Annotated in this window: 26 protein-coding genes and 1 riboswitch; of the genes, 19 read left to right on the top strand and 7 right to left on the bottom strand. The window is 62.3% G+C overall.

Annotated features, from left to right (window positions below; translation table 11 throughout):
- The first annotated feature begins 2 nt into the window (after nt 1-2).
- The 4 genes from ACSEXW_RS19080 (at nt 3) to nadE (ending at nt 2,129) form a co-directional block, all read left to right on the top strand.
- The gene (locus tag ACSEXW_RS19080) at nt 3-131 is read left to right on the top strand and encodes a hypothetical protein (RefSeq protein WP_438447764.1); all 129 of its coding nucleotides are present in this window, start codon (nt 3-5) and stop codon (nt 129-131) included.
- Nucleotides 132-149: 18 nt separating this feature from the next.
- Nucleotides 150-566, top strand: a complete 417-nt coding sequence (locus tag ACSEXW_RS19075; protein WP_438447763.1) for a DUF3905 domain-containing protein — start codon at nt 150-152, stop codon at nt 564-566.
- 102 nt (nt 567-668) lie between these two features.
- Nucleotides 669-1,106, top strand: a complete 438-nt coding sequence (locus ACSEXW_RS19070) for a BrxA/BrxB family bacilliredoxin (protein WP_438447762.1) — start codon at nt 669-671, stop codon at nt 1,104-1,106.
- A 213-nt stretch (nt 1,107-1,319) separates the two neighbouring features.
- On the top strand, nt 1,320-2,129 hold the full coding sequence (gene nadE / locus ACSEXW_RS19065) for an NAD(+) synthase (protein WP_438447761.1): 810 nt from the start codon (nt 1,320-1,322) through the stop codon (nt 2,127-2,129).
- 123 nt (nt 2,130-2,252) lie between these two features.
- On the opposite strand, the gene ACSEXW_RS19060 is transcribed toward nadE, so the two are convergent.
- Nucleotides 2,253-2,621 carry a VOC family protein gene (locus ACSEXW_RS19060; protein WP_438447760.1) on the bottom strand — a complete coding sequence of 123 codons (369 nt, stop codon included), beginning with the start codon at nt 2,619-2,621 and terminating at the stop codon, nt 2,253-2,255.
- A 71-nt stretch (nt 2,622-2,692) separates the two neighbouring features.
- Between ACSEXW_RS19060 and acpS the strand changes: the two genes are divergently transcribed.
- A complete protein-coding gene (gene acpS / locus ACSEXW_RS19055) occupies nt 2,693-3,082 on the top strand; it encodes a holo-ACP synthase (RefSeq protein WP_438447759.1) in 390 nt (129 codons plus the stop codon).
- Between the two features lie 31 nt (nt 3,083-3,113).
- Here acpS and ACSEXW_RS19050 read toward each other — a convergent pair whose 3' ends face one another.
- Nucleotides 3,114-3,470: a c-type cytochrome gene (locus ACSEXW_RS19050; RefSeq protein WP_438447758.1), complete on the bottom strand. Its 357-nt coding sequence runs from the start codon at nt 3,468-3,470 to the stop codon at nt 3,114-3,116.
- Nucleotides 3,471-3,612: 142 nt separating this feature from the next.
- On the opposite strand from ACSEXW_RS19050, the gene ACSEXW_RS19045 reads away from it, so the two are divergent.
- Nucleotides 3,613-6,219, top strand: coding sequence for an FAD-dependent oxidoreductase (locus ACSEXW_RS19045; protein ID WP_438447757.1), 2,607 nt, complete (start codon nt 3,613-3,615; stop codon nt 6,217-6,219).
- Nucleotides 6,220-6,904: 685 nt separating this feature from the next.
- On the opposite strand, the gene ACSEXW_RS19040 is transcribed toward ACSEXW_RS19045, so the two are convergent.
- Together ACSEXW_RS19040 and ACSEXW_RS19035 are read right to left on the bottom strand one after the other, a co-directional pair.
- Nucleotides 6,905-7,474 (bottom strand): hypothetical protein, encoded by a 570-nt coding sequence (locus tag ACSEXW_RS19040; RefSeq protein WP_438447756.1) that lies wholly within the window; start codon nt 7,472-7,474, stop codon nt 6,905-6,907.
- A 30-nt stretch (nt 7,475-7,504) separates the two neighbouring features.
- Nucleotides 7,505-8,368, bottom strand: a complete 864-nt coding sequence (locus ACSEXW_RS19035) for a helix-turn-helix domain-containing protein (protein WP_438447755.1) — start codon at nt 8,366-8,368, stop codon at nt 7,505-7,507.
- Nucleotides 8,369-8,467: 99 nt separating this feature from the next.
- Here ACSEXW_RS19035 and mutY point away from each other — a divergent pair, with 99 nt between their 5' ends.
- The 3 genes from mutY to ACSEXW_RS19020 all read left to right on the top strand — a co-directional run bounded on the left by mutY (nt 8,468) and on the right by ACSEXW_RS19020 (nt 11,064).
- Nucleotides 8,468-9,853 carry an A/G-specific adenine glycosylase gene (mutY, locus tag ACSEXW_RS19030; RefSeq protein WP_438447754.1) on the top strand — a complete coding sequence of 462 codons (1,386 nt, stop codon included), beginning with the start codon at nt 8,468-8,470 and terminating at the stop codon, nt 9,851-9,853.
- A 139-nt stretch (nt 9,854-9,992) separates the two neighbouring features.
- Nucleotides 9,993-10,763 (top strand): metallophosphoesterase family protein, encoded by a 771-nt coding sequence (locus ACSEXW_RS19025; RefSeq protein ID WP_438447753.1) that lies wholly within the window; start codon nt 9,993-9,995, stop codon nt 10,761-10,763.
- Nucleotides 10,764-10,788: 25 nt separating this feature from the next.
- Complete coding sequence (locus tag ACSEXW_RS19020; RefSeq protein ID WP_438447752.1) at nt 10,789-11,064, top strand: hypothetical protein; 276 nt, start codon at nt 10,789-10,791, stop codon at nt 11,062-11,064.
- 92 nt (nt 11,065-11,156) lie between these two features.
- Here ACSEXW_RS19020 and ACSEXW_RS19015 read toward each other — a convergent pair whose 3' ends face one another.
- Nucleotides 11,157-11,813 (bottom strand): carbohydrate-binding family 9-like protein, encoded by a 657-nt coding sequence (locus ACSEXW_RS19015; protein WP_438447751.1) that lies wholly within the window; start codon nt 11,811-11,813, stop codon nt 11,157-11,159.
- Nucleotides 11,814-12,369: 556 nt separating this feature from the next.
- Nucleotides 12,370-13,800, bottom strand: coding sequence for a pyruvate kinase (gene pyk / locus ACSEXW_RS19010; RefSeq protein WP_438447750.1), 1,431 nt, complete (start codon nt 13,798-13,800; stop codon nt 12,370-12,372).
- A gap of 142 nt (nt 13,801-13,942) precedes the next feature.
- On the opposite strand from pyk, the gene ACSEXW_RS19005 reads away from it, so the two are divergent.
- The 6 genes from ACSEXW_RS19005 (at nt 13,943) to ACSEXW_RS18980 (ending at nt 20,425) form a co-directional block, all read left to right on the top strand.
- Nucleotides 13,943-14,845, top strand: coding sequence for a LysR family transcriptional regulator (locus tag ACSEXW_RS19005; protein ID WP_438447749.1), 903 nt, complete (start codon nt 13,943-13,945; stop codon nt 14,843-14,845).
- Between the two features lie 133 nt (nt 14,846-14,978).
- The gene (locus ACSEXW_RS19000; protein WP_438447748.1) at nt 14,979-16,709 is read left to right on the top strand and encodes a PepSY domain-containing protein; all 1,731 of its coding nucleotides are present in this window, start codon (nt 14,979-14,981) and stop codon (nt 16,707-16,709) included.
- A gap of 234 nt (nt 16,710-16,943) precedes the next feature.
- Complete coding sequence (locus ACSEXW_RS18995) at nt 16,944-18,419, top strand: circularly permuted type 2 ATP-grasp protein (RefSeq protein ID WP_438447854.1); 1,476 nt, start codon at nt 16,944-16,946, stop codon at nt 18,417-18,419.
- A 27-nt stretch (nt 18,420-18,446) separates the two neighbouring features.
- On the top strand, nt 18,447-19,406 hold the full coding sequence (locus tag ACSEXW_RS18990; RefSeq protein ID WP_438447747.1) for an alpha-E domain-containing protein: 960 nt from the start codon (nt 18,447-18,449) through the stop codon (nt 19,404-19,406).
- Nucleotides 19,403-20,278, top strand: a complete 876-nt coding sequence (locus tag ACSEXW_RS18985) for a transglutaminase family protein (RefSeq protein ID WP_438447746.1) — start codon at nt 19,403-19,405, stop codon at nt 20,276-20,278. The genes ACSEXW_RS18990 and ACSEXW_RS18985 overlap by 4 nt, the downstream gene beginning before the upstream one ends.
- Nucleotides 20,279-20,299: 21 nt before the next feature.
- Nucleotides 20,300-20,425, top strand: coding sequence for a hypothetical protein (locus ACSEXW_RS18980; protein ID WP_438447745.1), 126 nt, complete (start codon nt 20,300-20,302; stop codon nt 20,423-20,425).
- Nucleotides 20,426-20,695: 270 nt separating this feature from the next.
- On the opposite strand, the gene ACSEXW_RS18975 is transcribed toward ACSEXW_RS18980, so the two are convergent.
- A complete protein-coding gene (locus tag ACSEXW_RS18975) occupies nt 20,696-20,875 on the bottom strand; it encodes a hypothetical protein (RefSeq protein ID WP_438447744.1) in 180 nt (59 codons plus the stop codon).
- A 369-nt stretch (nt 20,876-21,244) separates the two neighbouring features.
- A riboswitch (cyclic di-GMP riboswitch) is annotated at nt 21,245-21,338 on the top strand.
- A gap of 94 nt (nt 21,339-21,432) precedes the next feature.
- Between ACSEXW_RS18975 and ACSEXW_RS18970 the strand changes: the two genes are divergently transcribed.
- The 4 genes from ACSEXW_RS18970 to ACSEXW_RS18955 all read left to right on the top strand — a co-directional run bounded on the left by ACSEXW_RS18970 (nt 21,433) and on the right by ACSEXW_RS18955 (nt 23,121).
- Nucleotides 21,433-21,795 carry a DUF192 domain-containing protein gene (locus ACSEXW_RS18970; RefSeq protein WP_438447743.1) on the top strand — a complete coding sequence of 121 codons (363 nt, stop codon included), beginning with the start codon at nt 21,433-21,435 and terminating at the stop codon, nt 21,793-21,795.
- Nucleotides 21,796-21,838: 43 nt separating this feature from the next.
- Nucleotides 21,839-22,033 carry a Flp family type IVb pilin gene (locus ACSEXW_RS18965; RefSeq protein WP_438447742.1) on the top strand — a complete coding sequence of 65 codons (195 nt, stop codon included), beginning with the start codon at nt 21,839-21,841 and terminating at the stop codon, nt 22,031-22,033.
- A gap of 93 nt (nt 22,034-22,126) precedes the next feature.
- Nucleotides 22,127-22,735 (top strand): A24 family peptidase, encoded by a 609-nt coding sequence (locus tag ACSEXW_RS18960; protein WP_438447741.1) that lies wholly within the window; start codon nt 22,127-22,129, stop codon nt 22,733-22,735.
- Nucleotides 22,735-23,121, top strand: a complete 387-nt coding sequence (locus ACSEXW_RS18955; protein ID WP_438447740.1) for a TadE/TadG family type IV pilus assembly protein — start codon at nt 22,735-22,737, stop codon at nt 23,119-23,121. The genes ACSEXW_RS18960 and ACSEXW_RS18955 overlap by 1 nt, the downstream gene beginning before the upstream one ends.
- Nucleotides 23,122-23,127 lie beyond the last annotated feature (6 nt).

Raw genomic sequence — 23,127 nt, 5'->3', positions numbered from 1 at the left:
ACATGGCAGACAAAGGCACTTCCAAGATGGAGAAGACGAAGGATCCGCTGAAGACCACGGACTTCAAGGCCAACCGGGACAAGACCGCCGAGGACAAAAAAATCGACGGACCCAACCATCCGGCGGAATAGAAGAGAGGTGCTTCTTCCATGGCGGACGGGAAGCGTACCGGCAAGGAAAGCGGACGGAGCGGGGAGGAGCGCCAGGACCTGGATCCGTTCGAGATCGAGTTTTTGCCCCAGTTCCGCGAAGGACGGGGACCGCAGGAGCCCTTCGTCAATGAGTACGGGGTGACCATCGGAGATCATGATTACGACTCTCCGGAATCCCCTCTGAACCATTGGTCGAAGGATACGGATCCCTCCATCATGGCGGGAGACCAATGGGTGCATCCCTTCAAGGACATCGGGTTCCATACTCAGGAGAACCGGGATTACTTCGAGAAGGGGATCCCGCCGCAAGGCGGCATCTTCATGCACCCGGACAAGGATGTGGCCTATCCGGCCTTCAACAGTCCGGCGAAGGGCGAGAGCGGCTCCAAGGCCAAGGGCGGGGAGAAGGAATAAATCGTGCGGCGGGGCGATATAGTTGCATGAGGGGATTCGGCATGTATAATATTACTTAAGAAACATTTTGATATGATAATTTGTTTAAGGAGTGGATTATACATGTCGATGACGTTTGATGCTTATATGCGCGATGTGATCCAGCCGATGCGGGATGAGCTGACCCGCCTGGGCGTGAAGGAGCTGCGGACGCCGGAGGAAGTGACCGAGAACCTGGAGAATGCCAAGGGCACGGCGCTGGTCGTCGTCAATTCCGTGTGCGGCTGTGCGGCCGGCAACTGCCGTCCGGGCGTGGCCCAGGCGCTCCAGCACGAGGTCGTGCCGGACCATCTGTTCACGGTCTTCGCCGGACAGGATAAGGAAGCCACCGCCAAGGCCCGCGAATACTTCGCTCCTTACCCGCCGTCCTCCCCATCCATCGCCTTGATGAAGGACGGCCAGCTGGTCCACTTCATCCAGCGCCACAGCATCGAGGACCGTACGGCCTCCGAGATCGCAGCGGAGCTGAAGGGCATCTTCGACGAATACTGCCGCGGCTGAGCCGGGGCGGCCGAATCCGTTTCCTGTATACAGGAAACGGATTTTTTGGCGTGTAGGGGATGCGCGGTATGGCTGTCCTCGGGTGATGCTCTTGAAATCTGGTTCCGGTGGTCTATACTAGAAGCATGCAGCACGTTGAAGTGAGGTTTCCTCACACGCACCAAGGATACATAGAGATGTTAGACCGAAGATGAAGAGAGGATGGATGGAGTTATGAGCCTGCAGGAAGAAATCATCGCGCGGCTGGGCGTGAAGCCGGTCATCGATGTGGACGAGGAGATCCGCAAGCGGATCGATTTTCTTAAAGGTTATGTGCAAAAATCCGGCACCGCCGGCCTCTTGATCGCCATCTCGGGCGGGATCGACAGCGCGGTGGCTACAGGTCTGTGCAAGAGGGCCACCGATGAGCTGACCGCCGAGACCGGCAAGGAATACAAAACCGTCGGCGTGTTCCAGCCCTATGGCGAGCAGGTGGACATCGAGGACAGCTATTCGGTGGCGGAGGCCTTCGGCCTGAAGTACCGGATTGAGACCAACATTGAGGATGCGGTGAACGAGATCGTGCTGGAGGCCGAATTCGGGTTGAAATCCATCGGCATCCACCAGCATCTGAGCCGCGGCGGCAAGGGCAACGTGAAGGCCCGGACCCGTATGGTTCTGCAGTATGCGCTGGCCTTCGATCTGAATCTGCTGGTGGTGGGCACCGACCATGCCTCTGAGGCCATCACGGGCTTCTTCACCAAGTACGGCGACGGGGCCGTGGACATCACGCCGCTGTCCTCGCTGAATAAGCGCCAGGTGCGCCAATTGGCCTCCAAGCTGGGCGTGCCGCAGCCGATTCTGGACAAGGCTCCCACGGCCGGTTTGTGGGACGGGCAGACGGATGAAGGGGAGCTCGGCATTACCTACGGCGACAACAGCGATTATCTGGAGGGCAAGGCCATACCGGAGGAAGCCCGCGAGAAGCTGGAGAAGCAATATCTGAAGACGGAGCACAAACGCGCGCCGATCCCTGGCATCTAAGGGTTCTGACACGCCGGCGTGCGCACCTATAGGGCACGGCCTTTGGCCGTCCTCCCTCAAGCTGCAGGTTGAATAGCAGCAAGGGGAGGACGGCTTTTTGGGCAGACTGCAGGAACGGGCGGCTTACCTCCCGTCGTGGAAAAAGTTGACGATGTTCCCGTCCGGGTCCCGGAACCAGAAGGAACGGGCCCCCCAAGGGTGGGTGGCCGGCAGCTTGACGAAGGGGACCCCAAGAGCCTTCAGGCGCTCGTATTCCGCGTCCACTTCCTGCACCCGGAAGCTGATCGTAAAGGAGCCGGTTCCGGCGCCCGCCATGGACCCGGGAGCCATCCCCTCCATTCCTTGCTCGGAGAAAATGGAGAAGATGCTCCCGTCGATGTGCAGATCGGCGTGGGTGTCGTCTCCGTCCGCTTCTGCCCGGAGCACGTCGGTGTAGAACCGGACCAGAGCGGGCACATCCTTGGTAATGAGACAGATTCCTGCGAATTTCATAGGGCGGAAACCTTCTTTCTGCATCCTGTATAGTGTAAACTGGTGAAAACGGCGTAACGGAGGAACGGGTTGTGATCATCGGAATTGGAACGGACCTGGTGGAGATCGGGCGGATCCGGCGCCTGCTGGAGGAGCCGGGCGGCCGACGCTTCATCGAGCGGGTATTGACCCCGGAGGAGCGAAGGCTGTCGGCGGAGAGACAGGGAAGGCTGACGGAGTTCGTGGCCGGCCGGTTCGCCGCCAAGGAGGCGGTGGTGAAGGCCTTGGGGACGGGCATCAGCGCTGCTACCGGCTTCCAGGACGTGGAGGTGCTCCCGTCGGCCGGGGGGCAGCCGGTGGTCCGGCTGTCGGAGGCTGCGCTGGCCAAGCTCGGAAGGAGCGGGTTGAAGGTGCATCTGAGCATCACCCATACGGCTGAATATGCGTCGGCCTATGCCGTAGCGGAGGAAGCCAGGGGTTGAGGAATAGACCGTCCTTGCGGACGGTCCGTTCTTATTTCTTCGTGGAGAGCCACTCGGCTAAGGTATTGACCTCATCCTGGGACAGCCGGTCCTTGTAGCCGATCATCCCGCTGCCGCCCTTCATGATCTTGTCGCTGATCTGCTCCTTGGTCATCTTGGAGCCGATTCCCTTCAAGACGCTGTTCTTCCCGCTCATGCTCTTCTCCAGCATCGGTCCGTGACAGACCAGGCATTGATTCTTGTAGAGGGTAACGGCCTTCTGAACCGCCGGGTCGGAGGATTGTTCGTCGATGACGGGGGCGTTGGCGGCTTTGCTGCCGGTGGTGCCGCATCCCGCCGCGGCCAGTGCCAGGGTCGAGGCCAGCAGCAGGGTTGCCGTTCTGCGCATTAGATCTTCATTCCTTTCGATTAGTGGATCATGCTTCCATAATTCTTCTCCAATAAGGACTCCGTTCCTCTTGTGAAACATGGTACAATTATGAATAAAGTGGGAATTTTCCAATCGGGTTATACATCAGGAGGGGAACGGAATGAACCGGCCATTATCTGCGTCTGCACGGTCCGATATTCTGGATGATCTGGAATCGGCCACGTTCGATCTCTTGATCATCGGCGGTGGTATTACCGGGGCGGGAATTGCCTGGGATGCGGCCAAGCGGGGCATGAAGACGGTATTGATCGAGCAGAATGACTTTGCCTTCGGAACGAGCAGTCGGTCCACCAAGCTGATCCACGGAGGCCTCCGCTATCTGAAGAAGGGCGAGGTGAAGCTGGTCCGCGAGGTGGGGAGGGAGCGGGAGTGGCTGTACCGCCATGCGCCCCATATGGTCACGCCCATGCAGATGCTTCTGCCGATCTATAAGGGAGGCACCTTCGGGTATTGGTCCAGCTCCTTCGGGCTTTGGCTGTACGACCGCCTGGCAGGTGTCCGCAAAAGCGAGCGCCGCACCATGGCCGACGCCGACGAAGCGGTCCGCATGGAGCCCCTGCTCAAGCGGGAGGGGCTGAAGGGAGCGGGACGTTACTACGAATACCGCTCCGACGATGCCAGGCTCACCGTGGAGGTGCTGAAGACCGCCGTCCGGCATGGTGCCTGGGCGGTGAATTACGTGGAGGCGGAGGAGTTTTTTTACTTCCGCTCCAAGGTGGCGGGGGTCCGCGCCGTAGACCGGCTGACCGGCCGGGAGGTGGAGATCCGCGCCCGGAAGATCGTGAACGCGACGGGTCCCTGGGTGGATCTGCTCCGGGCCAAGGACCATGCGCTGAAGGGCAAGCGGGTCCTCCTGACCAAGGGCGTCCACCTGGTTGTGGACCATAGCAAGGTGCCGGTGCGGCAGGCGGCTTATTTTGACGTGCCGGACGGGCGGATGATCTTCGTGGTTCCCCGGGATGGCAAGACCTATATCGGGACAACGGACACCGTCTATAACGGAGACCCGGGCGAGCCCCGGACCACGGAAGCCGACCGGGATTATCTCCTTCAGGCGGTCAAGACCGCCTTCCCCCATGTGAAGGTAGGGCCTGGCGACGTGGAGGCCATGTGGGCGGGACTTCGCCCCTTGATCCGGGAGGAGGGCAAGAAGCCTTCGGATATTTCCCGCAAGGATGAGATCTGGGAATCGCCTTCGGGACTCATCACGATAGCGGGCGGCAAGCTGACGGGCTTCCGCAAGATGGCGGAGAAGACGGTGGATGTGGTGGCGTCAAGCCTGGCCCAGGAGGGCCGGCAGGCCTTCGGCCCCTGCACCACGGCGAAGGAAGCCTTAAGCGGGGGAGACAGCGGCCGGTGCGAAACCTACGAGGAGCTTCGGGACCAGCTGGTCCGGCTCGGCGTGAAGAAGGGGCTGTCCATCAAGACGGCCGCTTATCTGGTGAAGCAGTACGGCTCCAATACGGCGGACATCTACATGCGGCTGGAGGGCATGGACCAGCGCTTCGAGGAGCTGGTGAAGCTTCGGCTGGCCGAATCCGGTACGGAAGAGACCGGAGAGTCGGAGCAGGCGGGTGCGGAGGCCGTGCCAGAGGCGCCGAGTGCAGGATTGCCCGGAGAGCCGAAGGCAGTGTCGGGTACGCCGAGTGTAGGGCGTGATGGAACGTCGGGTGAGCCGAGCCTAGGGCGTGATGGAATGTCGGGTGCGCAGAGGGCAGAGACAGTGCCGGGAGCGCCGAGGGCAATGCGTGATGGAATGTCGGGTGCGCAGAGAGCAGAGATAGTGCCGGGAGCGCCGAGCGTAGGGCGTGATGGAATGTCGGGTGCGCAGAGGGCAGAGACAGTGCCAGGAGCGCCGAGTGTAGGGCGTGATGGGGTGCCTGTGGCGGGAAATGACGATGAGCGAGGTTTCTCGGAGTCGCTGGAGATCGTCAACGAGATTGACGGGTATGAAGGCGGTGTTGAATCGGACCGAGGTGCGGCTGACGCTATGGATGCGGATGCCGATCCGGAAGCAGGCGCCGATACAGGCGCAAGCGGGGCTGGAGACATGGCGGAAGAAGGTGGCTCCCAAGCCGGAGCTGTAGCCCGGGACGAACCCGGCGCAGCATCGGCGCGAGAGCCGGGGCTTGCGGAGACCGGTTCCTCCGAAGCGCCGAGTCAGGCTTCGGCATCCGCTTCTGCGGCGGGGGAGCTTCCTCCCCACTCGTCCCGAAGTGTGCCGGAGAGCCCGGCAGCTGCACGTACGGCGCAGGAGCAGGTCCTTCGCTCAGGCGTCCGGCCAGAGCCCGTGAACCGCCCGAGGACAGAGCCGGACCGCCGGACCCCCGCCCGGCCGGTGCATCAGCCGACCGGTCGAAGGGAGCCGGCCTACCCGAGCGGGATGAGCCGCCCATCGCCGTCCCCAGCCATCCGTACGGGCCGTACGGTGCCGGTGGAGACGGTGAGCCCGGAGATGGAATACAGGGCGCTGGTGGCGGAGGTGCTGTACGGCATCGAGGAGGAGATGGTGCTGAATGCGGATGATTTCCTTGTCCGGCGGACGGGGCTGCTCTACTTCGACCGGGAACGGGCCGAGACCATCGCGCTCGACGTCATCGACATCATGGCGGAGCGGCTCTCCTGGAGCGAGCGGGAGATCCTGAATCAGAAGCTTCGGCTCTCCAAGGAATGGGAGGCCGCAACGGTGGCGGCCGGTAAGGATTAAGGCCGCATAAGAATATGGGAGCCCCCGCCAAGGTCATACCTGCTTGGCGGGGGCTCCTTTTTGAGAATATCCGAGGCCTTCTCGCAACCAAAGGCATATATGCCTTTGGTTGCCCGGAAATAACCCAACTTCCGAGACCAAGGGCAAATGTGCCGCTGGTTACCCGGTTGAAGTGAAAAGGAGAGTCTCACCCCCCAATCAAAGGCAAAAGTGCCTTTCATCGAGTCTGATGAAGGGGGGGATGATGAACGAAGGGCAAATGTGCCGTTGATCAGACGGATGGGTTGCGAAATGAGAAAACAACACCGGCCCGTCTACGGGCGAGTCGGTAAATAGGGGCAGGTAAAGAGGGGAAAGAGGTCCCTTTTCAGTAGCCCATGGCCCAGCGCCCGGCTGAAGGCCACCCATGGCCTATAATGGCGGGAGAATGCGGCTATTGCTCAATAAAGGCCATCCATGGCCTTGGAGTGTAGCAGGCGTCGCGCTGCTTAGTGTTGCGCCCGGCTGAAGGCCGCCCATGGCCTTTATTCGCGGGGGAATGCGGATATCGCCCAATAAAGACCACCCATGGCCTTGAAGAGCAGCAGGCGTCGCGCTGCCCGGTTCGCAACAGCTTGAAGAGGCTATCCCAAGCCCGTGAAGATGGGGCAGGGATAGCCTCGTTCATTTTCTGCGCAGCGCCGGATCAGCCTCCGGCCTTGGTCCGGGTCCAATTCTGGAGGATCCAGCCGCAGGCCGCCAGACTGAGGCCGCCCATGACGTCCAGCACCATGGGGGCGAAGCCCAAATACCGGATGAAGGTGACGGCGGATAAGGCGAACAGCCAGATTCCCAGGGCCATCAGCTCGAAGCCCAGCAGGAGGCCCAGAACGGAGAAGAAGCAGCTCAGCAGCAAGGCCCGGAATAAGTCCATAAAAAACGGATTCACCGCATGCACATATTCCATCAGCATCAGCGAGCCTGCCGCGAGGCAGAAGGGGACGACGGCGGCCAGGGCGGCCAGCCGGAGTCCGGATACGTTGCGTTCGCCTGCCGGAAGCCAACCGTGTACCAGCAGGATGGCGATGCAGACTAGAGCGGCCGTCATGGCGGACGCCGGCTGGGTCCAGGGCGGAAGCTTCCAGCTGCCGTACCATTGGATCATGCCGGTAAGAATCCATTGAGCGGCCCAGATGTGAAACATGGGAAGCCAGCCCCGCACCAGGCGGACGTGAGACCGCATCTGGTGGTGCAGGGGCTGCAGCGTGTTAGACAAAGCCATAACCTCCGGTTCGCGAGGACGGACTCATCCCGGATCCCCGAAGGGGGCCAGGCGGTTGCGCTTGGCATAGTCCCGGGGGGAGATGCCCTCGATTTTTTTGAAGATGCGGCTGAAGTAGAATTCATCCGAATAACCGACGCTGTGGGCGACGGCCTTCAGCCTGTAGTCGGATAAGGCGAGCAGCTCCTTCGCCCGGTCGATCCGCAAATGCGTCAGGTATTCGATGGGGCTGTAGCCGATGGATTTCTTGAACAGGCGCGAATAGTGACTGACGCTTAGGCCGGCCATCTGGGCCAGCCCCTCCAGGGTCAGCGGCTCCTGGTAATGGGAGGTCATGTAGTCCTGCGTATGCTCGATGGCCGCCGTCGTGTCCCCGGCAATCTGCTGGGCGCGGAGGTCCTGAAGGAGCGTGAGCAGGAATTCGTGCAGCAGGATGCTGCGTCTCATGGCCGTCATATGTCCCCGGCGCTGCCACAGCTGGTCCAATTGCTCCATAAGCTGAATGAGCTGCGGAGCGTTGTGGATCGAGTGAACACCCTCGATGGGAAACGGGCTCTCCGACGCAGGGCGGGAAATCCACTGTTCCTTCTCCCAGTAAGTTTCCGTATAATGAAACCGTAAGAAGTAGTATTCCAGCGGGTTCTCGGCATCGTTCACCCTTTCGATGTGCATGCCGGGCGTATGGAAGAAGATTTTGCCGGGCTCGGCGGGGTATGGGGTGCCATTGATCGTGAACACGCCCTTGCCCTTGACGATCAGCCAGAAGGAATGATAGCGCATGAGATGCAGCGGTTTGACCCATTCGGGACCGGTCTTCTGATGGCCGATCAAGAGAATGGTCAGCACCAGCTTGTTCAGCTTGGATGCGATCTCACCGATTTGCAGCATACGTGCGCCTCCGTTCCTAGTGCTAGTAAGGTCCGATTCGGGTCTTTTGACCCCTCCCTATTATACCGAACCCATCCAACAAATGAGAAGGAGAAGCCGATGAAAAAGTTCGACAGCCTGGATGAGACGAAAAAGCGGTTCTCCGAGCCGTTATTGGAATGGTACCGTTCCGTCCGCAGGGATCTGCCCTGGAGACGAAGCCGCGACCCCTATCGGATCTGGGTATCCGAGATTATGCTGCAGCAGACGAGAGTGGAGACGGTCATTCCTTATTTTAACCGTTTTATGGAGTGGTTTCCAACAGTGGAGGCGCTGGCTTATGCACCCGAGGAGCGGCTGCTGAAGGCTTGGGAGGGTCTGGGCTATTATTCGCGGGCCCGCAATCTGCAGGCGGCAGCCCGGGAGGTATGCGAGCAGTACGGAGGACGGGTGCCGGATACCAAGGAAGGCGTGTCGGGCCTGAAGGGCGTCGGCCCCTATACGGCGGGAGCGATTCTGAGCATCGCCTTCAACCAGCCGGAGCCGGCCGTGGACGGCAATGTTATGCGCGTGCTGTCCCGGTACCTGGTGTTGGAGGAGGACATTGCCAAGCCATCCACCCGTATCGGCATCGAAAAGCTGGCCCAGGCCCTGATACCCGAAGGGACCGCCGGCGACTTCAACCAGGCGCTGATGGAGCTGGGCGCCACGATCTGCACGCCCAAGGCGGCCCATTGCCTGCCGTGCCCGGTGATGGAGTGGTGCGGGGCGCGCCTGGAGGGACGGGTGGACGAGCTGCCCGTCAAGGCCAAGGCGAAGCCTCCCCGTACGGAGCGGCGTGCCGTGGCCCTCGTAGAGGGCACGGGCGAGCACGCAGGCCGCGTGCTGGTGCGCCAGCGGCCAGCGGACGGGCTCCTGGCCCGGCTGTGGGAGCTGCCTCACGTGCAGCTCCCGGATGGGCCCAGCGCCGCCGCAGGTGAAGGCGCAGCGGCCGGCAGCGGCCGGAGCCGCGGAGCCGCACGGCGCGGACGCGGTGCGGGCGCGAGCCCGGTCGGCGCCGAAGGCGGTCCGCAGGCGGCTGAGGCAGCGGCAGCGGCGTCGGCCCATGGCCGGGCCATGGGCGAGCTGGCGGCGCAGCTGGCGGGCGAGGACGGCGTCGGCCTGGTCCCGGTGGAGTGGCTGATGGATGCGGAGCATACGTTCAGCCACATTCACTGGGACATGGCCGTGTACCGCTGCCTGCCCGCCCCGGGCGCGCTGCCGGGCGCCGCGTACGCCGCCGGCACCGGAGCCCGCGCAAGCGCCGCAGCCGCAGCCGCTGCGCCGCCGGGGGCCGGCTCGATGGCCGCCGAGGCGCCAGGCCCGGGCTACGGGGGCGCCATCGCACCGGCCGGGGCACCCCTGCCGCCGGGCTACCGGTGGCTGGATTTTGACGAAATGGATAAATATGCGTTTCCGAACGTGTTTTTGCGCATTCTACAAGCATACCGGAAGGCCAGGACTTAAGCGTCCGCAGCTTGCTCCCTTCCATAACGGAAGCCGGTAATCGCGGTCCGCCCATTATGAGCTCCGCTGCAACTTAGCGGAATAAGATTCCGTTATTCCTTGTAAGCCTGCCCGTACCCCAAAGGAGGAACCAACCGATATGAAACTGGCGCTTATCGCCGACATTCACGGCAATTACCATGCGCTGCAGGCTGTGCTGGAGGACATCCGCAGCCGGCAGGCGGACCGCATCTACGTGCTGGGGGACCTGGTGTTCAAGGGTCCGCTGCCGGAGCGGTGCGTCCGGGCCGTGCGGGATCTCAACACCGTGGTCCTGCAGGGCAACATCGACGAGCTGATCGGCCGCAGCTTCATCCAGCCCGGCTTCGCCAAATCACCGGAGCATGAAGCCGCCCTCCGCAAGGAGATGGAGTGGACCCGATCCCGTCTGACGGAGGAGGAGCTGGCGTATCTGGCAGAGCTGCCCTTCTCCTATGACGAGGAGCTGGCCCCCGGGCTGAAGGCCCTATTCGTCCATGCCAACCCCCTCAACCTGCTGGATATCGTCCTCCCGCTGGCTCCGGAGGAGGAGCTCATGGGCCAATTCGGGGGCACGGACGCCAAGCTCCTGGCTTATGCCCACATCCACCAGCCTTATGTGCGCTTCCTGAACGGCCGGGCCATCGTTAATACGGGCAGCGTCGGCTTGCCCTTCGACGGCAGCCCCGAAGCCTCTTACGCTTGGATCGAGGTGGAGGATGCAGCTCCATCCGATGAAGCCGTCACCGCTTCGGCTGCACCCCGGTTCCAGATCTCCATCCGCCGGGTTCCCTACGATCTGGAGGCTGCGGTCAAGGCCTTCGAGGGCTCCGGACACCCGTTTGCGGACTCGGTCATCCGCGCCATCACCACCGGCACCCGTCCGGTATAACAACAACGAAGGAGGCGTTCGCCTCATGAACAACCTGTGGCAGCGGTTCACTTATCTCTGGATCGCCCTGATCGGCTGGGCGGCCTTCATTCTCTTGGAGATGACCCAGACCGTCCTGGGCTTCTGGCTCGGGGTCGTGTCCGGCATCGTCTTCGCCCTGGGGGCCATCTTCACCTCCGTGGTGCGCATCGCCCGGAATGCCAAGCAGGATGTGGTAGTCCACGGCGTGGCCTGGACGTTGGCCGTCGCCCTGGGCTTCCTGTGCTACATCTACATCACCGCGGTGCTAAGCGGGGTCTGATCTCCGCAGCCTGCGCACCGCACGCACAAAAGCCTTCCACCCCGCCGAACAGGCGGGAGGGAAGGCTTTTGCTTTTTGCACTTGGAACGGAATTAGCGGAGGGCCAGCTCCAGCAGGCCGAAGTCACAGCTGCGGTGAAAGTCAGGGGTGCCGGAGGTGACCCGGCTCCAGCAGCCGTAGTGGGGCACGGGCGTGTCGTCCCCGCACTTGTAGAAATTGCCTCGGAGCAACCATCCCGATTCCGGCCGGAAGTCCGGGAAATAGCCCTGCAGCCAGCGAAAGGGAATGGAAAACTCCAGCTCCCAGCACCCGGCAGCGGAAGAAGGAAGCTCCGGATGGATAGCGCTGCGGATGGCGAACAGGTCGTCGCTCTCCCCGTCTCGGAGAAAGCGCCGGTCTTCCCGGCCGGCGCCCAGCTGCAAGAGAAGGGTTCCCCGGGCGTTCAACTCAAAATTCAAGTACCGGGGATCCGTCTCCGGACAAGGCTGAACAAACAACTCCACGCAGCTGTCCTGATACACCGGCCCGTTCCGTTCCAGGTAACGGACGGTCGGGTCGGCTTCCCGAACCCGGAATCGGATGTGAAGCCGCTCCGGGGTCCAACAGAGGCGGACCTCGGTTTCCGGAGCATAGCCGTTGCCGAGCCAGAGGAAATGGCCGATGGAAGCCGGAGGAACCTGCTCCCAGGCAATCGGGCCGTTCGCGTCCGGCAGGAAGGGGATCCGGTACTCCAGGGGCGGGGTGGTCATCAGGATACACTCCTTTATAAGGAAAATAATTTCGACAAAATGCCAAAAGGGCATGTAAAAATTTTACTAATAACACACTAATCTTACCAAAAGTGGCCCGCGACCAACAGTACCCACCGTCTTATTTTACCGGTGATCTGCACCGCTGGGTAAGGCCATGCTCTAGTCCTGCCCTTACCTTGGGATACCTTCTTGTCACGAACACCCGCCTCGGTTTCCTCCTGCTTCACCGTCTCCCCCGTCAACGGGTCGATTCGCTTTTTCGTTTCTCCCGTAAGCCCTCCGTCGGATCAACGGCACATTTGCCCTTCGTTCATCCAGCTCCCCAACACCAGACTCGATGAAAGGCAATCATGCCTTTGATTCGGGGATGGGAGTCCCCTTTTTCCCTCCAGTGGAGGAATGAGCGGCATATTTGCCTTTGATCTCTGACTTCGTTCGTTATCAGAGCGACCAACGGCATTTATGCCTTTGGCTGCGACAGAGTCCTACAAGAACCATACAAAAAAACCGCAGAGGACGGGGATCCTCTGCGGCTTCCTAACAGGCTCATCTCTTACAAGGCTTCGCCGACACGGTGCACACGAAGCAGGTTGGTTGCGCCGGTGCAGCCTGCCGGTACGCCGGCAGTGATGACGACCAGGTCGCCCTCCTGCACGTAGCCGGCCTGCTGGGCCAGGGATACGGCGGCGGCGACGGCTTCGTCGGTGCTGGCTGCCGCTTCGCTGCGGAGCAGCGGGGTAACGCCCCAGGTCAGGGACAGGGCGTACAGCACGCTCTCCTTGGTGGAGACGGCGATGACGGGAGCGGCCGGCTTATGCTTGGCGATCATCCGGGCGGTAAAGCCGCTCTCGGTCAGAGCCAGAATAGCCTTGGCGTTCAGCTCCAGCACGGTGCGGGCTACAGCTTCACCGATGGCGCCGGTGACGTCGGTTGCGGTTTCGGCACCCTTGCAGCTGCAGCGGCCGTAACGTCCCAGGACGGACTCGGCGCGGACCGCGATGCGGGCCATAGTCTCAACGGACTCCAGCGGATACTTGCCTGCGGCGGATTCGCCGGAGAGCATGACGGCATCGGAGCCGTCGAAGATGGCGTTCGCGACATCGCCGGCTTCCGCACGGGTCGGGCGGGGGTTCACCTGCATGGACTCCAGCATGTGGGTGGCGGTAATGACCGGCTTGCCGGCCAGGTTGCACTTCTGGATCATATCCTTCTGAACCAGAGGCACGTCTTCAACGGGAAGATCGACGCCCAGGTCGCCGCGGGCGACCATCAGGCCGTCGGCTACGCTCAGGATGGCGTCCAGGTTTTCGACGCCCTCGTCATTTTCGATCTTGGCGATGACTTGGATATGTCCGGCGTTGTGCTCGTCGAGGATGTGCTTGATCTCGAGAATGTCCTCAGCCTTGCGGACGAAGGATTGAGCGATGATGTCGATGTTCTGCTCGATGCCGAACTTGATATGGCGAACGTCCTTCTCGGTAACGCCGGGCAGGCTGGTCTTCACTCCGGGAACGTTGACGCCCTTGCGCTGCTTCAGGCGGCCGCCGTTCTTAATAAGACAGGTGATCTCGGTGCCTTCGGCCTTGACGACCTCCAGACGGACCAGACCGTCGTCGATCAGGATGATGCTGCCGGGCTTCACGTCCTGGGGCAGCTGCTTATAGGTCACCTGAATGCGGTCCTTGGTGCCGAGGACTTCCTCCGTGGTCAGGACCACGGTTTCTCCGGGGACAAGCTCCGCGTAGTCGGCGGCCATCTTGCCGATGCGGATTTCCGGACCCTTGATGTCGAGCAGTACAGCTACATACTTATTCAGCTCTTTGGCTGCCTCGCGGATGCGGCGGATGCGCTCTGCGTGCTCGTCGAGCTCGCCGTGGGCGAAGTTCAGACGGGCGACGTTCATGCCGGCTTGGATCAGCTTGCGGAGCATTTCCGGGCTTTCGCTGGAGGGACCGATGGTGCAGACGATTTTTGTTTTACGCATAGATGGTTTCTCTCCTTAATGATTCACAAGGTTAGCCTTGTGAAATTTTTCGCTACCTATTACAATAAGGCAAAATGATTCATCAGAAAAATATATATTTTTTCGTTTTTCATCAATTTTTATGTAAAAGGATGATCGGCTTATGAATCTGCATGCACTTCGAATCTTTCACACTGTAGCCGAGAAGGGCGGCGTCACCCGTGCCGCAGAGGAGCTGCTCATCAGCCAGCCGGCCGTTACGGCCCAGATCCGCAATCTGGAAAAGGAGCTCGGCATCCAGCTGCTCGCCTCGAAGGGGCGGGGCATCCTGCTGACCGATGCCGGGCAGATGCTGGCGGCCCACGCCAAGCGCCTCTTCGCCTTGGAGCGGGAGGTGGACGAGGCGGTGCGGGAGTACAAGGCAGGCTTCAGCGGCGTGCTGCGGATCGTGGCCACGTACCTGCCGGCCAACCTGCTGCTGCCGGAATGGCTGGCCCTGTACAAGCAGGAGCATCCTTCCGTGGAGGTGGTGCTGACGACGGCCAACTCCCGGGAGGCGGTGGAGGGGCTTCTGCAGTACGATGCGGAGGTCGCCGTCTACGGCGGGGGCTGGGAGGAGCAGCCCGGCATTGAATGGGAGGAGCTGCTGGAGGATGAGCTCTGGTTTATCGTACCCCAAAATCATCCATATGCCGGCAAGGAAATCACCTTGGCCGAGATGATGAAGGTGCCGTTCATCCTCCGGGAGGAGGGGAGCTCCACCCGGGAGCGGCTGTTCTCCCTGTGCCGCGCGCTGAATGTGAATCCGCCCAAGGTGGGATTGCAATTTAATGGCGTGAATGAAATGGTCCGGGCGGTCATGGCCGGCTACGGAGCCATCTTCATCTCCTCGCTCGCCGTCCGGGAGTACGTGGAGCGGGGCGACGTGGACCGGGTGCTGGTGAAGGGAGCGTCGCTCCTGAACCCCATCGCGGTCTGTACCCGGAAGGACGAATCGCTCTCTCCCGCAGCCGCTGCGTTCCTCTCCCTGGTCAGGGAGCAGGTGAAGGGCTGGACCGTAGTGTAAGCAGCGGTTAAGGTCAGTCGCCCGGAAAGGGCGGCAATGCGCGCTCCTTCGCGCAGCGGATGCGCAGGCCGTTATGCAACCTTTTGGAGGGGGAGGGAGTCTAAGGGGGTAAATGGAAATAGGAGTGTGGCCCATGAAGCCGGTTCGTGCTGCGCTGGTGTTGATATTGCTTCTGCTCCTTACTGCGGGCTGCAAAGAGGAGGAGGCGGGCAAGGAAACGATCGCGAAGGAAGAGGCGCTGCGGATCGCCCAAGCCCAAGTGAAGGACCGGGAGGCGGTCTGGAGCGCGGAGCTGGTGGAGCACCACCCCTACGATATCGACGCCGTTCCCGAAGGGGTCCGCCAATGGAAGGTGGAGGCCCGGTTCCCGGCCGGCAATCGGGAGGTGTACACCCTCGATGCGAAGACCGGAGAGCTATTGAATCTGACGGAGCTTGAGGCCCCCGGCAGCCTGCTCCCTCCCGAAGCCATGCAGCGTCTTCCTGCGCTCGAGGTGGAGGAGAAGGACGGCACGGTGATCTTCAAAGTCCGGGAGGAGCCGGGGGTGGAAGCCTACCCGGTCCAGACCATGGTCCCGCAGGATCCGGCGCTTCCGGTGATCCATCTGCTGCGGAGCATTACCGGGACGGACGCTGACCGTCATTACCGGTTGGACGCGTTGGCCGTAGACCCTGGCACGCGGGAGAGCCGGGTCTACCCTCTAGCGGATGTCCGCCTCCTGGACTCGTATTCCGTGGACAGCTTCGCCCGGTTCTACGGGTTCCTGGACGCGGAGCACCTGCTGTTCCTGCAGCCGTACCAGCCTGCGGGAAGCGGCAGTCTGGTATACCGCCTCTTATCTCTGCAGCTTCCGACGGGTAAGCTCGATCTGGTGATGGACCGGGTGCTGCCGGATCTCGGAAGCGACTTCCAGGGGGCGGGCTGGCTGACGGCCGACGGAGGCAGGCTGGTGCTCAGCTCCTTCCGCGATGGCAAGCTGTGGGTGGCGGACCTGAAGGAGCGGACCGTCCGCACCCAGATGGGCTTCGCCCAGAGCTGGCCCTCCATCGACCTGTGGCCGTCGCCGGACGGCAGCACCTTCTGGTACGCGCCCAAGGAGGAGGCGCCCCGGCTCTACGGTCTGGACGGCGGGGTGCTGGCCGCCCTGCCGGAGGAGATGGGCTATCGCGCCGAGCCGGGGGTTCTGTGGAGTCCCAAGGGGGAGTACGGGCTGTACGAATTCACCTTGGACCGGAGCGTGGACCACGTCATGTACGGAGAGGATATTCTTCGGATCGCCCCGCAGGGCATCCGGATGCTGGACCGCGCGGGCAAGCCGGTGTGGGAGCGTAAGTCCGCTGCGGACAGCGGGATGCGTGTGGAGTGGAGCGGCTGGCTCCCTGGGGAGGACGCCGGAGTGATCCGGGAGTATAGGCTGGAGCGGGACCCCGGAGAGCCGCCGGTGAAGGCGGGCTCCGTCTACAGCTTGGCGGATGCCCGCACGGGCCGTACCACCCCGCTGATCCGCAAGGAGCGCATCTTGGAGCTGAAGCACCCTGAGCCCGTCATCGGCAAGAACGACGTCCAGCTCCTTGTGGTGGACCGGACGGCCGGCACCTATTGGCTGAACGGGGAGAACGACGGCGGAACCACGCTGAAGCTCAGCCTTTCCCTGCTCTCCAGCCCGGGAGCCCCAGGCGCTCCCTTAATGTGGTCCGAGACGGATCACAGGACCAACCGGACCGCCGTCCGGATGTATGATCCCTCCGCCGGTTCGGTAACGGAGCTCTTGCAGCTCCCGAATACGGGGACGGAGCTTAAGCTGGTTCGCGGAGCATGGCTCTTAAGCTCCGAGATGACCTATATCCCGATCCAGCGCCCCTAACCGGAAGGTCCGTATGCGCCATTCCCATCCCTTAGAGGATGGGAATGGCGTTTTTTGCGTTCAATCTAAAAATCGGTTCAAGTTATGTTAAGATACTTGACATCATTTTTAACGGGAGATAGTATTATGCTTATAATCCTCGGAATTTTCTAAATATTCCTAAATATTCATGGCAGTAATGTTAGTATATCTAACGGCATATACATGATCCACTTAGAGAAGGGTCGGATGGCTATGGATGCTTTGGAGCGAGTGCCGGAGGCGCCTTATGCGCTGGGCGGGTTTTTCGATGAGATGTTCGCGGAGACGGAGGCCGGGCCTGAAGTGCGGGAGCATTACCGGCAGGTGTTCGGCTGCTTGAACGGATTGAAGCCGGAGGAGTTCGCGAAGAAGCAGAAGGCCTTCGACCGCCGCATGATGGAGGAGGGCATCACCTTCACGCTGTACCAGCCCTCGCAGCTGCAGCCGCTGGAACGGACGCTGCCCTTCGATCTGATCCCCCGCATCATCCCGGGGAGCGAATGGTCGGAGCTGGAGAAGGGGCTGCAGCAGCGGGTCCATGCGCTGAATCTGTTCATCCGCGACATCTACCACGAGCAGCACATCATCCGGGACGGCATCGTCCCCAGGCGGATGGTGGTGGCGAACAAATACTTCCGCCCCGAAATGGCGGGCGTCCGGGTTCCCGGCGGCGTGTACATCACCGCCTCGGGCATCGATCTGATCCGGGACGAGGCCGGCCGCTATCTGGTGCTGGAGGATAATCTCCGGTCTCCGTCAGGCTTCTCGTACCTGTTCAAGAGCCGGTCCATGATGAACCAGCTCTACCCCGGGCTGACCCTGCCCAATGCCCTCCGTGACGTGGAGGCCAGCCTGAACCGGTTCCTTACGGTCCTGCGCAGCCTCTCCCCTTCCCGCAAAAAAGATCCCGTCATCGCCCTTCTGACCCCGGGGGAATATAACTCCGCCTACTATGAGCACGCCTTCCTGGCCCAGCAGATGGGCATCCATCTGGTGGAGGGGCGGGACCTGGTGACCATGGAGCACAAGGTGTACATCCGGGGGCTGGGCGGCGGCCTGACCCAGGTGGATGTGCTGTACCGGAGGATCGATGACGATTATTTGGATCCGCTGGCTTTTGACCCGTCGTCGATGCTGGGGGTGGCCGGCATTATGAACGCGTACCGGGCGGGGAATATTGCCATCGTGAATGCGCCGGGCACAGGGGTGGCCGATGACAAGGCCATGTATGCCTATGTGCCGGACATGATCCGCTATTATCTGAAGGAGGAGCCGATTCTCGGCAACGTGCCTACCTATGTGCTGTCCCGGCCGGCGGACCGGGAATATGTGCTGGGTCGGCTCCATGAGATGGTGGTGAAGGAAACCTCCTTGTCGGGCGGCTACGGCATGCTGATCGGCCCCTCGGCTTCGGAGGAGGAGATCGAGCTGTTCCGGAAGCAGATTCTGGCTAACCCGGCCCGGTATATTGCCCAGCCGACCGTGAAGCTGTCGCGCGCGCCGGTTTTCCTCGACGGCAAGCTGGCGCCTCGGCATATCGATCTTCGTGCGTTCGTGCTGATGGGCGGAGAGGACGCGGGGATTCACGTGATCCCCGGCGGACTGACGCGCGTGGCGCTGAAGGAGGGCTCGCTGGTGGTCAATTCGTCGCAGGGCGGCGGATGCAAGGATACATGGGTGCTGGCCTAGAGGGCCGGGGAAAGGATAGGGATGCGGATGCTGAACCGGAATGCGGAGGCTTTGTTTTGGGTTGGGCGGTATATGGAGCGGGCGGAGAACCATGCCCGGCTCATCGACGTGCATTATCACCTCCAGCACGAAAATGATTTTGCCCACGAGGAGCATAAGTGGTCGCGGCTGATCGACGCCTTCGGCGCCCGGGAGGACTACCGGAAGCAGTTCGACCAATTCACGGAGCGCGATGTGCTCTCCTTCATGACGCTGGACCGGGGATACAACAACTCCCTGTTCAGCTGCGTGTCCCAAGCCCGGAACAATCTGAGGAGTATCCGGGAGAAGCTGCCGACCGAGCTGTGGGACGCGGTCAACGCGTTCTATCTGTGGCTGGGGGACATGCAGGTGGCGGATATGCTGGCCGAGGGGCCCAATCCGTTCTTCCGGCAGGTGAAGGATCGGATCGCCATGTTCCAGGGGCTGGAGCACTCGGTGCTGCCCCGGGAGCAGGAGTGGCACTTCATCGAGAGCGGGCGGTATCTGGAGCGGGCGGAAAATACGGTCCGGATCCTGCATTCCGTACTGGCGGCCATCTCGGCGGACCGGGCGGCTCCGTATGCGTATCTGAATGCCGTGCTGCGGTCGGTCAGCGCCGCCCAAGCGTTCCGGAAGGCGTATGCCGACGGGATGTCGGCGCCGCAGATCATGGAGTTTCTGCTGACCCGGCGGAGCTTCCCGCGGTCGGCGTACTTCGCCTTCGAGCGGCTGGAGGAGCACCTGGAGGACATCGGCCGGTTCGAAGGGCCGGCGGCGGGTACGCCTCTGCATGAGCGGGCTCTGCGCCAGGCGGGCAAGATTAAGGCGGAGCTCGGCTGCGTGGAGCGGGAGGATCTGACCCCGGACGCCGCCGGGGCCCTGCTGCTCCGGCTGACCGAGGGCTGCCGGGGGCTGGGGAGGACCATGGCGGACAGCTTTTTTCGGCTGGAGGAGGCTAGCGCATGAGGCTGGAGATTCTGCATACGACCCGGTACTCCTATGGGGAGCCGGCTACGGACAGTGTCAATGAGATCCGGCTGACGCCCCGGACCAACAGCCGGCAGTCCTGCTACCACCACGAGGTGACCATCGAGCCGGCGGCGGCGCTGCTGACGTATGAGGACTACTTCGGCAACCGGGTGCATGCCTTCACGGTGAACAAGGCCCATAAGGAGCTGACGGTCCGCACCCGGTCGGTGGTGTCCACGGTGGATCCCGCTTGGCATGCCACCGGCGGCGACGGGCTGACGCCGGAGGAGGAGCTGGAGCTGATGCGCTCGGACCGCTTCTTCGACAAGTACTGTGAGTTCCTGCTGCCGACGGCATACACGGCCTTCTCCCCGGAGTTGGAGCAATACTCGGCAGGGTATCCGCTGGATCCGGCGGGCGGGGGTGTGTATGCCTGGGCGCAGCGGCTGAATCTGGGCATCCACCGGGATTTGGTGTACGACCCGGCGGCTACCAGCGTGCATACCACCGTGGAGGAGACGCTGGAGCTGCGGCGGGGGGTGTGCCAGGACTACACCCACCTGATGCTGGCGGTATGCCGCTCGATGGGCGTGCCGGCACGGTACGTGAGCGGCTACCATTTCGTCGGGGACCTGAGCGGCGGCAGCGCCGACTTCGAGCAGGCCTCCCACGCCTGGGTGGAGGTGCTGGTGCCCGGCGGCGGCTGGCGGGGCTTCGACCCGACCAACCGGACGGAGACGGGCTGGCGCTACGTCAAGCTGGGCCACGGCCGCGACTACAAGGACATCGTCCCCGTCAAGGGCATCTACCGCGGCACGGGCGAACAGCGGCTCACGGTGACGGTGGACGTGCGCCGTCTGGAGCCGTAGGCGCGGGAGGAGCGGTCCGTGGTGAGCGGAGTGAGGCCCAGTCGCGGGACGTGGAGCAAGAGCCACAGCGGCTCCGACGGCGGAGCGGGGGGGATGAAGGCCAGGAGCGGCCTTCAATCCGGCAGCAGGTGCAGGCCGGAGAATTAAAGGCCACCAGTGGCCTTCGATCCGCGTCCGCAGGGCTCCGACGGCGGAGCGGGAGAATGAAGGCCAGGAGCGGCCTTCAATCCGGCAGCAGGTGCAGGCCGGAGAAATAAAGGCCACCAGTGGCCTTCGATCCGCGTCCGCATTTCCGCCCCGCCCGCACTCCCGCCCGCACTCCCCGCCCCGCCGCCCCGGAGCAAACGCACACCCCAAATACCCGGAACAGACACGCCATCGCGTGTCCGATCCGGGTATTTGGGCTGCTGCGCTGCCTTACAGGGGCTTCCCGTTCAGGGTCGGGGGCGCCTCCTGCTCCATCTCCGGCCCGAACTCGTCGTGTCGCGCCTGATAGTTGCCGTCCTGGTTCCACGAATCCAAGGTCATGAAGTGCTTGTCCCGTCCCTCGGCCGCCGGGTCCATCTGCCGTGCGATCCGCTTCAATCTTCTGGCCATCCGCCTTCCACCTCCCTCCTCTAATCGGTAATGTTCCGCGCCGCCGGAAGATTATGCTCCTTCCGGCAGGGGTGGAGGGTATAAGGGCCCTGCCGGCCATTTTTCCCTCCGGGCACGGACACATAATGGAAGCCGCTTACGAAGGGGTAGCGTTTTCGCAGGGCGCCCCTGTCTGGTGCCCTAGCCGTTTTCCCCGGCGTTCCAGATATGTCCAAAACCTCCGACTTCCTCCCTAGGCGGGAAATGTGTCGTACGACACATTTTGCACCCTTCCGAAAAGTCTGAAAATTACGAACTTCGTCCGATATTCCGTCAGCCCTGCCAGCCTTATGATGAAGTCATCATCGAATTCCGACAAACTTCGCGGAATCTCGATAAAGGCAAACCCGGCGAAAGCCGGCGGCGCAAAGCTACAGGGGCTAAGACGCGGCGACAAGCGGCGGAATGCCAGCCAGCTACCGAAAGATGACGGGAGTTTGTGGCGTATATCCTATGCCCAGAACCCCTCCTTTCGGCTAAAAGGTGGGGCCATTCTCATGAGGAAAGGAGGAGCGAGCGTGAGGCTGCTGATCGAGGAAAACGGCCGCGAGCTGGCCCGGGAGGTCAAGCCGGCGTACCGTTTTGCAAACCGATTGCGGGGGCTTATGGGAACCGCCCATCTCCCGCCGGACAGCGGCCTGCATCTGAAACCCTGCCGGTCCGTCCATACCTATTTCATGCGGTACGCCATCGATGTTCTGCATCTGGACCTGCACAATCGCATCGTAGGCTTGGAGCCGGACTTAAAGCCCGGAAGAATCGGAAGAACCTTTCAAGGAACGGCGTCCATTGTGGAGCTTGCGGCAGGCGCCCTGTACCGGGCAGCACCGGAGCTGGGACAAACCGTGAGATTCGAGGAAGAAGCAGACATCGTGCGATAACCCGTGCACCCTACACCCAAACCCAAAAAGGAGCGAATACATCATGATGAAAAAGCTGATCGGTCTCGTGAAGGAAGAAGAAGGACAGGGCATGACGGAGTACGGTCTCGTGCTGGGCTTGATCGCCGTGGCGGTAGTGGCGACGCTGGTGGCGCTGCGCCAGGAGATCACCAACATCTTCACCGATGCCCTGAACACCGTGCGGGGCCGGAACACGACGCCGACCACCACGCCGTAACGAACCATACCGTACCGCAACCGGCTCCCTCTCCGCCAATCATCGGCATCTCCCAAAAAGGGTCAAGCGCGTCTTCAGGCGCTGGCCTTTTTTTTGAACCTGCGGACGGGGGAGACCGGGGAGACCAGGGAGACCGGGAAGCAAGCGGGCATTCTGCCCGGCAGAACGCGAAAGGGCGGTGACGCCATGTGGCTGAACGGATTGCTGGCAGCGGCGCTGGCGGTCAGCGTCGTAACGGATATAAGAACGCGCAAAATCTATAACAAGCTGCTGTTTCCGGCTGCGGCTGCGGCACTGGCGCTCCACCTGGCCGAATCCGGCTGGGGCGGCCTGGTATCGGGGCTGGCCGGCTTGGCGGCGGGAATGGGCATCCTGCTCCTGCCGTATCTGGCCGGCGGCATGGGGGCGGGCGACGTGAAGCTCCTGGGGCTGGTCGGACTGTGCAAGGGGGCCGCCTTCGTATGGGTGGCCGCCCTCTACATGGCGCTGGCGGGGGGCGTGATGGCCGTCATGTTCTTGCTTTTCCGCAAGGGAGCGCTCGGCAAGCTGAAGTGGGCGGCCATTGTTGCCTACAGCCTCCGGTACGGCGTCCGGCTGCCGCTGACGGCAGGACGGAATGCCGACGCTGCAGGGCTGCCCTACGGAGTGGCGATTGCGGCCGGCGCCCTCCTGTCCGTGTGGGGAAGCGGGTGGTTGACCTAATGAGGAGCATACGCGGGGAGCAAGGCCAGTCCTTGACTGAATTCGCACTCCTGGTGCCGCTCCTGCTGCTCCTGGTCTGCGGCATCGTGGACTTCGGCCGGGTCATGTACGGCTATATGCACTTGAATATGGCTGCGCAGGAGACGGTCCGGCTGGGCGGGCTGGGGAAGACGGACGCGGAGATCACTGCTTTCGCCCGAGGGTACGTGCATCTGGGGGACCCGGCCAAGCTGAAGATCACCATCAGCCCAACCCAGGCCACCCGCACCTCCGGACAATACGTCAAGGTGACGCTGGAATATCCGGTGGGCTTCGCGACCCCCTTCCTCTCCCGGGTGCTCCCAGCGCCGGTGGTGACGGCCGATTCCACCATCCGGGTGGAATGAGTCCGG

It is taken from the genome of Oryzibacillus soli, assembly GCF_051594765.1.
Taxonomy (GTDB): domain Bacteria; phylum Bacillota; class Bacilli; order Paenibacillales; family NBRC-103111; genus Paenibacillus_AR.
This window is presented reverse-complemented; position numbering and strand designations above follow the sequence as displayed.